11 protein-coding genes and 1 tRNA gene are annotated in these 11879 nt (G+C 57.5%); 10 read left to right on the top strand and 2 right to left on the bottom strand.

Features of this window, described 5'->3' with window-relative positions; translation table 11 throughout:
- Positions 1 to 78: 78 nt before the first annotated feature.
- Both greA and BM062_RS05115 read left to right on the top strand, forming a co-directional pair.
- The gene (gene greA / locus BM062_RS05120) at positions 79 to 555 is read left to right on the top strand and encodes a transcription elongation factor GreA (protein WP_092394134.1); all 477 of its coding nucleotides are present in this window, start codon (positions 79 to 81) and stop codon (positions 553 to 555) included.
- A gap of 65 nt (positions 556 to 620) precedes the next feature.
- Positions 621 to 1076, top strand: a complete 456-nt coding sequence (locus BM062_RS05115; RefSeq protein WP_092394131.1) for a DUF4149 domain-containing protein — start codon at positions 621 to 623, stop codon at positions 1074 to 1076.
- 49 nt (positions 1077 to 1125) lie between these two features.
- On the opposite strand, the gene BM062_RS05110 is transcribed toward BM062_RS05115, so the two are convergent.
- Positions 1126 to 1596 carry a YhbY family RNA-binding protein gene (locus tag BM062_RS05110; protein ID WP_092394128.1) on the bottom strand — a complete coding sequence of 157 codons (471 nt, stop codon included), beginning with the start codon at positions 1594 to 1596 and terminating at the stop codon, positions 1126 to 1128.
- A 31-nt stretch (positions 1597 to 1627) separates the two neighbouring features.
- Here BM062_RS05110 and BM062_RS05105 point away from each other — a divergent pair, with 31 nt between their 5' ends.
- From BM062_RS05105 to BM062_RS05075, 7 genes are all read left to right on the top strand, one after another.
- Positions 1628 to 2272: an RlmE family RNA methyltransferase gene (locus tag BM062_RS05105; RefSeq protein WP_092394125.1), complete on the top strand. Its 645-nt coding sequence runs from the start codon at positions 1628 to 1630 to the stop codon at positions 2270 to 2272.
- A gap of 136 nt (positions 2273 to 2408) precedes the next feature.
- A complete protein-coding gene (ftsH, locus tag BM062_RS05100) occupies positions 2409 to 4295 on the top strand; it encodes an ATP-dependent zinc metalloprotease FtsH (RefSeq protein ID WP_092394123.1) in 1887 nt (628 codons plus the stop codon).
- A gap of 112 nt (positions 4296 to 4407) precedes the next feature.
- Positions 4408 to 5253, top strand: coding sequence for a dihydropteroate synthase (gene folP, locus BM062_RS05095; RefSeq protein WP_092394120.1), 846 nt, complete (start codon positions 4408 to 4410; stop codon positions 5251 to 5253).
- A 45-nt stretch (positions 5254 to 5298) separates the two neighbouring features.
- On the top strand, positions 5299 to 6636 hold the full coding sequence (gene glmM, locus BM062_RS05090; RefSeq protein ID WP_092394117.1) for a phosphoglucosamine mutase: 1338 nt from the start codon (positions 5299 to 5301) through the stop codon (positions 6634 to 6636).
- A 33-nt stretch (positions 6637 to 6669) separates the two neighbouring features.
- Positions 6670 to 7368 carry a winged helix-turn-helix domain-containing protein gene (locus BM062_RS05085; RefSeq protein ID WP_092394114.1) on the top strand — a complete coding sequence of 233 codons (699 nt, stop codon included), beginning with the start codon at positions 6670 to 6672 and terminating at the stop codon, positions 7366 to 7368.
- Positions 7365 to 8708, top strand: a complete 1344-nt coding sequence (gene phoR, locus BM062_RS05080; protein ID WP_092394111.1) for a phosphate regulon sensor histidine kinase PhoR — start codon at positions 7365 to 7367, stop codon at positions 8706 to 8708. Before BM062_RS05085 ends, phoR begins: the two co-directional genes overlap by 4 nt.
- Positions 8709 to 8997: 289 nt before the next feature.
- A tRNA-Pro gene (locus BM062_RS05075) sits at positions 8998 to 9074 on the top strand.
- A 328-nt stretch (positions 9075 to 9402) separates the two neighbouring features.
- Here BM062_RS05075 and BM062_RS05070 read toward each other — a convergent pair.
- A complete protein-coding gene (locus BM062_RS05070; protein ID WP_092394108.1) occupies positions 9403 to 11013 on the bottom strand; it encodes a sensor domain-containing diguanylate cyclase in 1611 nt (536 codons plus the stop codon).
- A gap of 390 nt (positions 11014 to 11403) precedes the next feature.
- Here BM062_RS05070 and BM062_RS05065 point away from each other — a divergent pair, with 390 nt between their 5' ends.
- Positions 11404 to 11820, top strand: coding sequence for a hypothetical protein (locus BM062_RS05065; RefSeq protein ID WP_092394105.1), 417 nt, complete (start codon positions 11404 to 11406; stop codon positions 11818 to 11820).
- Positions 11821 to 11879: the final 59 nt, after the last annotated feature.

Genomic DNA, 11879 nt, shown 5'->3' with positions numbered 1-11879 from the left:
ACCTCCGTGACCTTTTATCGTGTGCGTGGCGCACCCTGCGTCATAAACCTTATTTAATATTTGTTGAATACCATCCCTATGAGCTCAGTACCTCTTACCAAGCATGGCGCGCAATTGCTGAAAGACGAATTGCATCATTTGAAAACCAAAGAGCGTCAAGCGGTCATCAAGGCCATCGCGGAAGCGCGCGCGCATGGCGATCTTTCGGAAAACGCGGATTACGATGCGGCGAAAGAGCGGCAAGGTTTTGTCGAAGGCCGGATCGCCGACCTGGAAGGGAAGCTGGGCGCCGCGCAGGTTATTGATCCGGCAACGCTGGATGCGGACGGACGCGTGGTGTTCGCCTCTACGGTCGACCTGGAAGACCTGGAGTCGGGCGATAAGGTGACTTATCAGATCGTCGGCACCGATGAAGCCGATATCAAGCTGTCCAAGGTTTCCGTGACTTCGCCGATCGCACGCGCGCTGATCGGCAAGACCGCAGGCGACGTGGTGGGCGTGCAAGCGCCATCCGGCATTCGCGAGTATGAAATCCTGGAAGTCCGCTACGTCTAAAGCGTGGCCATGACGGCGCCCGGCGGCGCCGGCGCAGCATTCGATCAGAAAATCCGGGAGCAGCAATGTTTGTAGTGCGATGCAGGTTGTTAGTCGCGACCTTGTGGGTCGGTAGTTTGTGGACGGTAGGCTATCTGGTTGCGCCGACCTTGTTTGCCACCTTGCCCGACCGCGTGCTGGCCGGCACCATTGCAGGGAGCCTGTTCCGGATCGAGGCCTGGCTGTCGGTGGCCTGCGGCATAGTCCTGGTCATGCTGTTCAGCTACCGTACCCACGATGATGCGGCGCCGTTGCGCAAGACCCTGATGCGGCTGGCGCTGGCGATGCTGGTTTGCACGTTGGTCGGTTATTTCTGCATCCAGCCGTTCATGGCGGATTTGCGGGAAGCGGCGGCCGGCGGTGTCATGAGCGCCGACGCCAAGACGCGGTTTGGCATCCTGCATGGCGTCGCCAGCGGCATCTACCTGATCCAGAGCTTGCTGGGAGTGGGACTGATCCTGCGTTTGCGCAGCTTGCGCTAGGCGACTGGCCGCCCCGCGCAGGCTGTGGTATTTGCCGAAGCGGCAGGCATCAACGGCCCAATGCGGATTTCTTGCTGCTTTTCTGACGCGGTTTGGCGCGCTTGATATTGCCGCCCTGGGTCACGCGTTCATTGCCTTTTACCATGACCTTGGTCACCGACGGCCGCTTGGTGCCGCTTGGGCTTGGCTTGACGATGGTCACTTCACGCATGCCCTTGCCACGGCTTTCGCTGCGTTCTTTGGCAGCATCTTTTTGCGGCCGGTACAGGACCAGCAGCTTGCCGATGTGTTGTACCGGGGCTGCGCCGAGTTTTTCGCAAATGGTTTCGTAGATGGCAATCCGTGCCTCGCGATCATCACCGAATACACGCACTTTAATCAGGCCGTGCGAGTTCAGGCTGGCATCGATCTCTTTCATCAGGGACGGCTTCAAGCCATCTTCGCTGATCAGGACCACCGGATTCAGTCCGTGGGCTTGGGAACGGAGCTCGCTACGCTCGGCGGATGTAAGTTTCAACATAAAAATTCCTTAAAAACGGTATTCTACGCGAATGGCAAAGAAGAAATTAAACAAAAACTGGCTGCACGACCACATTAACGATCCTTATGTGAAGCTGGCGCAGAAAGAAGGCTACCGTGCGCGGGCCGCCTACAAGCTGAAAGAAATCGACGAACTGGACAAGCTGATCAAGCCTGGCCAGATCATTGTCGACCTTGGATCGACCCCGGGCAGCTGGTCGCAATACGCGCGCAACAAGCTGGCGGGCCAGGACGGCGGCGGCATCCACGGCATGATCATCGGCCTGGATATCCTGCCGATGGAGCCGATCGCCGATGTCCATTTCATCCAGGGCGACTTCCGCGAGGCGGACAGCCTGCGCCAGCTGGAGCGCCTGCTGGAGGGGCGCAAGGTGGACCTGGTGCTGTCCGACATGGCGCCCAACCTGTCCGGCATCGCCATTTCCGATGCGGCGCGGGTGGAGGAGATTATCGATTTGGCAATTGAATTTGCGCAGCAGCACATGAAGCCGGGCGGCGCCTTGCTGGCGAAGTGTTTCAACGGCACCGGCTACAACGAAGTGTTGATGAAATTCCGCCAGGAGTTCAAAACCGTGGCCTCCCGGAAGCCCAAAGCCAGCCGCGACAAGTCCTCGGAAATCTTCTTGCTTGGCAAGATATTGAAAAATCCAAGGTAATTAACAAGTTTTCCTTGATTTATCGTTGGTACGGCCACATATCCTGCCTAGCAAGCCGTATCTATTCCGAGTAAAATCTAATGAATACCTCGAAGCTGTACCTATGTCAGGCGCGCAGCGCGTCCAAGGAGTTCTAGTGAACAACATGTTTTCCAAAGCCGCCATCTGGGTGGTCATCGCCCTGGTGCTTTTCACCGTATTCAAGCAGTTCGACGGCCGAGGACTGGCCAGCGGCGCAGGGCCGATTGCCTATTCTGATCTCATCACTGAAATCAGGGCCGGACATATCACCGATGCGACGATTGAAGGGGGCAACATTGTCGCCAGCACTTCGGACGGCAAGAAAGTGAAAACCGCCATTACGTCGCTGGACCGCGGCTTGATCGGCGACTTGGTCAACAACAACGTCAAATTTGAAGTCAAGCAGCCGGAAGAACCATCGTTCCTGCAGCAGATCTTCATTTCCTGGTTCCCGATGATCCTGTTGCTCGGGGTCTGGATCTTCTTCATGCGGCAGATGCAGGGCGGCGGCAAGGGCGGGGCGTTCTCGTTCGGCAAGTCGAAGGCGCGCATGCTTGATGAAAACAGCAATTCTGTCACCTTTGCCGACGTTGCCGGTTGCGACGAAGCCAAGGAAGAAGTTTCCGAACTGGTCGATTTCCTGCGCGACCCTACCAAATTCCAGAAACTGGGCGGCCGTATTCCGCACGGCGTGCTGATGGTCGGTCCTCCGGGTACTGGTAAGACTTTGCTGGCGCGTGCGATTGCCGGCGAAGCCAAAGTACCGTTTTTCACCATTTCCGGTTCGGATTTCGTTGAAATGTTTGTCGGCGTCGGCGCATCGCGGGTACGCGACATGTTCGAGAATGCCAAGAAACATGCTCCTTGCATCATTTTCATCGATGAAATCGATGCGGTGGGCCGTCATCGCGGCGCCGGCATGGGCGGCGGCAATGACGAACGCGAACAGACGCTGAACCAGATGCTGGTCGAGATGGATGGCTTCGAGGCCAATTCCGGCGTGATCGTGATCGCTGCCACCAACCGTTCCGACGTGCTGGACAAAGCCTTGCTGCGTCCGGGCCGTTTCGACCGCCAGGTGGTGGTCGGCTTGCCGGACATCCGCGGCCGTGAGCAGATTTTGAACGTGCACATGCGCAAAGTGCCGATTTCGACCGACGTCAAGGCCGATATCCTGGCGCGCGGCACGCCTGGCTTCTCGGGCGCCGACCTGGCCAACCTGGTTAACGAAGCAGCCCTGTTTGCAGCCCGCCGCGCCAAGCGCCTGGTCGAGATGCAGGATTTCGAGGATGCCAAGGACAAGATCGTCATGGGCCCTGAGCGCAAGTCTGCCGTGATGCGTGAAGAAGAACGCCGCAATACGGCGTATCACGAATCCGGCCATGCCGTGGTCGCGAAGCTGCTGCCGAAAGCCGATCCGGTGCACAAGGTCACCATCATGCCGCGCGGCTTTGCGCTGGGCCTGACCTGGCAATTGCCAGAGCATGACCGCGTCAACATGTACAAGGACAAGATGCTGGAAGAGATCGCCATCCTGTTCGGCGGCCGTATTTCGGAAGAAATCTTCATGCACCAGATGTCGACCGGCGCGTCCAACGACTTCGAGCGCGCTACCAAGCTGGCGCGGGCGATGGTTACCCGTTACGGCATGTCCGAGACCCTGGGCACCATGGTCTATGAAGATACCGAGCAGGACGCGTACTTCGGCCGCATGTCGGCCAAGACCGTGTCGGAAGCAACCCAGCAAAAAGTCGACGCCGAGATCCGCAGCATCCTCGACCAGCAATACGCCTTGTCGCGCCGCCTGCTGGAGGAAAACAAGGACAAGGTCGAAGCCATGACCAAGGCCTTGCTTGACTGGGAAACCATCGACGCTGACCAGATCAACGACATCATGGAAGGCCTGGAGCCGCGCCTGCCGAAAGCCGGCAGCTCGGTGCGCAAGGCGCCTAGCGACAATTCGTCCGGCGGGGTTTCGCCGAACGCCACCGCACCGGCCTGACCTGGCCCGGAGCGCCGGTCTGGCGTCGCGGTTTGTGAAATGACCATCAGCAAGGGTGAGGAGCGATCCTCGCCCTTTTTGTTTATTTTCGCGCTTTCAATAGAATTTCTATATGCAACAGTATTTTCAATGCGGCCGGTACCGGCTGCCGGTCAACACGCCGCAGGCGCGGCCGCTGGTGATGGGCATACTCAACATCACGCCCGATTCGTTTTCCGACGGCGGGCAATTCCATTCGCTCGAATTTGCCTTGTCGCACGCGGAGCAGATGATCGCTGACGGCGTCGACATCATCGACATCGGCGGCGAGTCGAGCCGTCCCGGCAGCCCGGCGCTGTCGCTGGAAGAAGAGCTGGACCGCGTCATGCCGGCGATTTATGCCTTGCGCGATTGCGGCAAGCCGCTCTCCGTCGACACCTACAAGCCGGCCGTGATGCGCGAAGCGCTCGCCGCCGGCGCCGACCTGATCAACGATATCAACGGCTTGCGTGCGCCCGGCGCCTTGGAAGCAGTAAGCGACAGCGATTGCGGCCTGTGCGTCATGCACATGCAGGCCGATCCGCAAACCATGCAGATCAAGCCCGAGTACCAGGATGTGGTGGCCGAAGTCAGCGCTTTTTTGCATGAGCGGGTGGCGGCGCTGGAGCAGGCGGGGATCAGCCGGAATCGCATCAGCATCGATCCAGGCTTTGGTTTTGGCAAGACCTTGGCGCATAATGTTGCCTTGTTGCAAAGCATGGGAGATATCCAGCGTGCGCTGGACTTGCCCTTGCTGGCAGGCATGTCGCGTAAAACCATGCTGGGACAGCTGACCGGCAAGCCGTTGGAGCGGCGCCTTGCCGGCAGCCTAGCGGCGGCTTTGGCGGCGGTTTCGCAGGGTGCTAAGATAGTCCGGGTGCATGATGTGGCCGAGACGGTGGACGCGCTCAAGGTGTGGCAGGCGGCGCAGCGGACATGAGCAGCAAGACGGTTATGATTGAAATGCATGTGACTGAGGGTTGAGATGACAAGAAAATATTTTGGTACCGATGGTGTCCGCGGGCGCGTTGGCGTAGCGCCGATTACGCCGGATTTTGTAATGAAGCTGGGTTACGCCGCGGGTAAAGTGCTGGCCCAAGCCAAATCGGGAACCGGCAAGCCAACCGTGCTGATAGGTAAAGATACCCGGGTCTCCGGTTACATGCTGGAAGCCGCGCTGGAGGCGGGTTTTGCCGCCGCCGGCGTCGACGTGATGCTGGCAGGCCCCATGCCGACGCCGGCGATTGCCTACCTGACGCGCGCCTTGCGCTTGTCGGCCGGGGTGGTGATTTCAGCGTCGCATAATCCGTACGAAGACAACGGCATCAAATTTTTCTCGGCGCAAGGGAACAAGCTGGCGGATGCGGTGGAAACCGCCATCGAAGTTGCGCTGGAGTTGCCGATGGTTTGCGTGTCGTCGGATAAGCTGGGCAAGGCAAAGCGCCTGGACGACGCGCCTGGACGTTATATCGAATTCTGCAAAAGCACGTTCCCCAACGAGCTCGACCTGCGCGGACTGACCATCGTGGTCGATAGCGCCCACGGCGCCGCCTACCATATTGCGCCGTACGTATTCCACGAGCTGGGGGCGGAAGTCATTTCTATCGGCAACCAGCCCAACGGCTTCAACATCAACGCCGGTTTCGGCTCCACCGCGCCGGACGCGCTGGCGCTGGCGGTGCGCTCCAACCGCGCGGACATCGGCATTGCGCTGGACGGCGACGCCGACCGCCTGCTGATGGTCGATGCCGGCGGCCGCATCTACAATGGCGACGAGCTGTTGTATGTGATGGTCAAGGACCGCATGAAGACCGGGCCGGTCAAAGGGGCGGTCGGCACCCTGATGACCAACATGGCGCTGGAAGTGGCGTTCCGCCAGATGGGCGTCGAGTTTGCGCGCGCCAAGGTCGGCGACCGTTATGTGCTGGAAGTGATGAAAGAGCGTGGCTGGATCCTGGGCGGCGAGGGCTCCGGCCATCTGCTTTGCCTCGACAAACATACCACCGGCGACGGCATCGTGTCCGCGCTGCAGGTCTTGTCGGCCTTGAAGCGCGACGGCGAAACGCTGGCGCAGCTGACTGCCGATATGACGCTTTACCCGCAAACCTTGGTCAACGTGAACGTGAGCGCAGGTTTCGACTGGCAGAAGAATCCGGCGATGGTGGCGGAGAAAGAAGCGGTCGAGCGTGAGCTCGGCGATAACGGGCGCGTGCTGATCCGCGCCTCGGGCACCGAGCCGCTGATACGCGTCATGGTCGAAGCCAAGGATGCTGACCTGGCGCAAGCGATGGCGCGCCGGATCGCCGCTAAAGTCACGTCCTGACGATCGACTTCCACTGAATAGAGCCTATTGCCGATGTCGAAATATCAAACCCACATCCTGATCGTCGAAGATGAACCGGGCATCGCCGAGCTGCTGCGGTTTACGCTCGACGACGCCGGCTTTTCCTGCGAAATAGCGTATAGCGCCAGCGAAGCGCGGCAGGCGATCGTCGGGGTCTTGCCCAAGGCCGTGCTGCTGGACTGGATGCTGCCTGATACCTCCGGCCTAGCGCTGCTGCAAGAGTGGCGCAGCCAGCCGCGCAGCGCCACCTTGCCGGTCATCATGCTGACGGCCAAGGGGATGGATGAAGACAAGGTGCGCGGGCTCAATGCCGGCGCCGACGACTATGTCACCAAACCGTTTTCACCCAAGGAACTGATTGCCCGGATCCAGGCGCTGCTGAGGCGCAAGATCCCGGAACTCGGACAAAGCCTGCTCAGCCACGGCTTGATCCAGATAGACACCGACCGTTACCAGGTGACGGTCGACAGCCAGGAAATCGAACTGGACCAGGCTGAGTTCAAGCTGCTGCGTTTCCTGGTGGCGCATCCGGACCGGATTTTCTCGCGCGCGCAGTTGCTCGATAAAGTCTGGGGCGACCATACTTTCATCGAAGAGCGCACGGTGGACGTCCACATCATGCGCCTGCGCAAATCGCTTGGCCTCGCCGCCGATTACGTGAAGACCGTGCGTGGCGTCGGCTATAAGCTCAACGCCGAGCCGGCAGCGTGACAAGAGCCAGACCCGGAGCCAGACCCGGAGCCGGCGCCAGCACCCGCAGCGCGCGCAAATTCTGGGTGCCGGCGCTGCTCTGGTTTGGCTTGCTGTCCCTGATTGCGGTAGCGGTCGCCGCGGTTGGCGGCGCTATTGTCGGCCTGCTGTTCTTTAGCTTGTCGCTGGCAGGCTTGCTGTTCCTGCAGATGTGGTCGCTGTACCAGATCGAACGCTGGATGGATACGCCGGTCGGCGGCCGCCGGCCGAAAACCTGGGGATTGTGGGCGCACGCATTTGCCGCGCTGGAAGATATCCGCCTGGAAGACGAGCGCTCGCGGGCCGAGATGGCGGAATGGCTGGCGCGCTTTCGGCAAGCCATGAGCTTGCTGCCGGACGGCGTGGTGATCGTCGATGGCGTGATGCATCTGGAGTGGTGCAACCCCGCGGCGCAAACCCACCTGGGGCTGGACCTGAAGCGCGACGAGGGGCGTTTGCTGACCAACCTGATACGTTCTCCCGATTTCGTCGATTACATGCTCTCGGGGCGTTTTGAACAGCCTTTGCCGTTCATGCATCACGACAGGAAAATCCTGGTGCAGCTGATTTCATTCGAAAGCCGGCGCCAGATCCTGGTCACCCACGATGCCACGCAAAACGAAAAAATGGATACCATGCGGCGCGATTTCATCGCCAATGCATCGCATGAACTGCGCACGCCGCTGACAGTCATCAACGGCTTTCTCGAACATGCGCTGAGCAGCGAAATGAGCGAAGAAACCCGGCAGCGCCAGTTGCATCTGATGGCTGAGCAGGGGCAGCGCATGCAAAGGCTGGTGGCCGACATGCTGACCCTCACCAGGCTGGAATCGCTTGTGCAGCCCCCATCGAACGACGCGGTGCGCATCAAGCCGTTGCTGAATCGTTTGGTGGAAGAGGCGAGGGCCTTGTCCGGCGGCAGGCACAGCATCACTTTACAGGTGCAGGACGTCGACCTGAAAGGCAATCACGATGAGCTGGAAAGTGCGTTTGCCAACCTGCTTTCGAATGCGGTCCGGTATACCCCGGACGGCGGCCGCATCGATGTCAGCTGGGGCATGGAAGAAGAGTGCGCCAGCCTGGTGGTTGCCGACGATGGCATCGGCATCGCGGCCGAACACCTGAGCAGGCTTACCGAACGTTTCTACCGCGTCGACAAAACCCGGTCACGCGCTACACAGGGAACCGGCCTCGGCCTGGCGATCGTGAAACATGTCCTGCTGCGCCATCGCGGCCGCCTTGAAATCACTTCCGAGTATGGCAAGGGCAGCCGTTTCAAGGTGAGTTTCCAGCGCGCGCAACTGGCGCTGCGGCAAGACTGATGAATTTTATAAATGATTTTGGCGCGGCGATTTTTGCGTGATATCGCTGCTTCTTTCCGTAGATTTGCCGATGTTTTAAGCAGAACCAAAAGCAGGCTGAAATTTTTGCCGAAATATGCGTTTTTCTCTCGCATATTTTTCCAAATTCTGGTCTAATCCGTCTCTCAAGTTTTTCAGCAGATAAGCTTTTGGCGGTACCGTTATTGGGTTGGTTTTTGCGGCAGGATTTGAAAATTTCCCTGTATAAAAATTTGACAAAAATCGGAATACTGTTTATTATCTTGCTTCTCGGAGTGTAGCGCAGCCCGGTAGCGCACCTGGTTTGGGACCAGGGGGTCCAAGGTTCGAATCCTTGTACTCCGACCATATTTAAGTTGTAAGATCAATGACTTGGAAGAGAAATCTTCCGAGTCATTTTTCTTTGCGCGCGATTTTTTTGCACGACTTTCCGTTGATTACCCTGCGCAGCCTGGGGATATTCCGCGTTTTCCGCACAAGATTTGCCATCTCGATAAGCCGTGCAATTGTCGGTATAGCTTAGTGTCCCGACACATTGTTTACCCCATGGCCCATCAATACCGCCCGGTCCTCGGAAAGGATGCCAGCATCACGCCGGCGCTGCCCAAATGCGCGCCCTGAAAGCCCTCAGGGTGAGGGCTTATTATGCGGGACTTGCAAAGAGTCACTGACCACTTTACAGGATGGTAGATGGCTCCTGCTCGGGGGCGGATCGATGGGGGCCAGTAGCGCTTTGGTTTTCGCAAACGCGATCACGCCCGCTGGATTTTGCCGCGTAGAGGGCCTTGTCGGCCGCCAGTACCAGCTCTAACGGATTGTCCAGGTTCTGAATGGGGATAAACGCATCAACGCCTGCGCTGACGGTGACCACGCCGGCCGAATTGCCCGTATGCTCGATACCAAGATTGTGGATTTCCAAACGGATTTTTTCTGCAATGGTCATTGCTCCGCGTACGTCAGTACCGGGAAGCAGAACGCCAAGCTCTTCCCCGCCGTAGCGGGCAGCGACGTCGCCAGGCCGGTTCTGATTGGTCTTGATTACCTGGCTGATTTTTCGCAAGCATTCATCGCCTGCTGCGTGACCGTATATGTCGTTATATTGTTTGAAGCAGTCAACATCGATCATGATGAGCGCCAATGAACTTGCCTCTCGCACCGCGCGGCTGAATTCCTTGTCCAGCGCGAGGTCAAAATGACGACGATTTGCGAGTCCCGTGAGACCGTCTTGCAATGCGAGCCTTTCGAGCGTCTGGTTGAGTGTTTCCAATGCATCCCGTGCTCGTACAAGTTCTGCTTCGGCATTCAGGCGTTGCTTGATTTGGCCGACGAGGTGGAATCCCAGCATGCTCAATACGATGAGCAGTATCCCCACGCCGGTGGAGTGCAAATAGGTATCCGTGAGCCAATCTGCGAGGATTTCATCTTCCGACAACGCCGTGGCGACGAACAAGGGATAGTGTTCCAAGTGTCGAAAGCTATTCAGGCGCCTCACGCTGTCTAGCGCAGAAACGATAACAATCGTGCCGCTGGCCTTCTTCGCTACGTTGTCACGAAACAGAGGGATGTTTGCAATATTTTTTCCATTGGTATCGGCCAAAAGCGGCCGGCGGGTCAGCATGATGCCGTTGTTTAGCCCAAGCACGATCACGCCGTGCTGGCCGATATCGAAATTTTTGTAGAATTTGTTGAAATAATCCATGTTGATGGTGGCCAGCGCAACGCCGGCGAAGCTGCCGTCTGCATGTTCGATCCTGCGCGAAACGGTAATGATCCATGCTCCCGTTGAACGGCTTCGGATCGGCAGTCCAATGTACGGTTCCGGATCGACGTGGGTGCTGTGGTAGATGAAATAATCGCGATCCGAATTGTTAACATTGGATGGCATGGCCGGTAATGCGTTAACCAGCCAATTTCCTTTTTCGTCATAGACGAACAAGCCTTGCAGCTGAGGCAATTCTATAACCCGCCGCACCAGCAGTTCATGCATGCGCCGCAGGGCTTCGGGACCGGTACCGTCCGTTTGTACCCGTTCAACGAGGCCCACCAGCGTGGTGTCGGCTGCTTTAATCGTATCGTCGGCGTGCTGTGCTATGGCTCGCGTCATGTTAGACGTGGAAATTCCCATCTCGCGCAACTGGATATTACGGGCGGTCCAGCTTCGCCAGCCATCAATGAATACCAAGGATAGGCAGACAAGAACGACGAAAATAAAGGCTAACCACGTAATTGGTATCCGTTTTGTCACTAGTTCTGTTTGCCGCGCCAATGTGTCTCGAAGACCGTTCATGATTTTATGGGGTAGCTGATTACAAGTTTAAAAGTCGGCGTGTCTCTCTTCTATCGCATGGCCAGGCACTTGCGGGCGCCTGGGAATATTTTCTCGTGGAAACTATTATTGATCATAGGTCGGCATAGATCAATGCAATAGTCATTTATTAATTGTGCGGTGCAGGCGCGTTGGCATGAACTGGGTTGCCCCTTCATTGCCTTGCCCGCAAGAAAATTTCCCCCATCGCCTGCCAGTTACAAGCAATCGTAACGATTAAATGGGTGTAGAATTGATTCCAAATGGCAACATTTTGTGGGTTGTTGTCGAACGTCAAGACTGACGCCAACCATCTGCCGGTGCCAATAGAACAGTTATTTCAACTCGGCATTCCCTCTTTTAGGAGGTGTTATGGACTCAATTCCATTCGAAAAAGTCTCGGTCTCGGAAGCAAAAGCCGTACTCGATGCAGAACTGCGCAGGAAGCAAGAAAAGAATTGGGAACAATTGCGCCGCTTGCATGAGCCTGCCGATTTGAAATTGCAGGAACGGACATACAATTGGTTGCTGTCGCTGCCTACAGAAATCTGGCCTTTATGGCTCATCAAACATTATCCGCGTATCGCCAATCAATTTGCCGAAGTCTGGCCGCGGCGTGCGGCTGCTGAAAAACTGTTTGCTGAACTCTTGCTGGATCAACGAGGAACCCGCAAAGGTTTTCCTGCAGATGTGTCCAGGGAAATCATGGCTTTGAAGCTCTATTTCGACATGGAAAAAGTCCCGGCTGCCAGGCAGCCGAGCCCGCTGGAGAAGGCAAACAACGTTTGATTATGCCGGATCATCCACTTCTTGAATGGAGGTGGATTGACCTGGTCGGCCTGCCATTA

It is taken from the genome of Collimonas sp. OK412, from assembly GCF_900112135.1.
Lineage (GTDB): Bacteria > Pseudomonadota > Gammaproteobacteria > Burkholderiales > Burkholderiaceae_D > Collimonas > Collimonas rhizosphaerae.
The sequence above is the reverse complement of the archived record's forward strand: the minus strand, read 5'-3'. Positions and strand labels throughout refer to the sequence as shown.

Coding starts and splice junctions, on each gene's coding strand:
- folP (WP_092394120.1), top strand. CDS start 4,408: ATGCAACAGTATTTTCAATGCGGCCGGTACCGGCTGCCGGTCAACACG.
- greA (WP_092394134.1), top strand. CDS start 79: ATGAGCTCAGTACCTCTTACCAAGCATGGCGCGCAATTGCTGAAAGAC.
- BM062_RS05085 (WP_092394114.1), top strand. CDS start 6,670: ATGTCGAAATATCAAACCCACATCCTGATCGTCGAAGATGAACCGGGC.
- BM062_RS05105 (WP_092394125.1), top strand. CDS start 1,628: ATGGCAAAGAAGAAATTAAACAAAAACTGGCTGCACGACCACATTAAC.
- glmM (WP_092394117.1), top strand. CDS start 5,299: ATGACAAGAAAATATTTTGGTACCGATGGTGTCCGCGGGCGCGTTGGC.
- BM062_RS05070 (WP_092394108.1), bottom strand. CDS start 11,013: ATGAACGGTCTTCGAGACACATTGGCGCGGCAAACAGAACTAGTGACA.
- BM062_RS05065 (WP_092394105.1), top strand. CDS start 11,404: ATGGACTCAATTCCATTCGAAAAAGTCTCGGTCTCGGAAGCAAAAGCC.
- BM062_RS05110 (WP_092394128.1), bottom strand. CDS start 1,596: ATGTTGAAACTTACATCCGCCGAGCGTAGCGAGCTCCGTTCCCAAGCC.
- BM062_RS05115 (WP_092394131.1), top strand. CDS start 621: ATGTTTGTAGTGCGATGCAGGTTGTTAGTCGCGACCTTGTGGGTCGGT.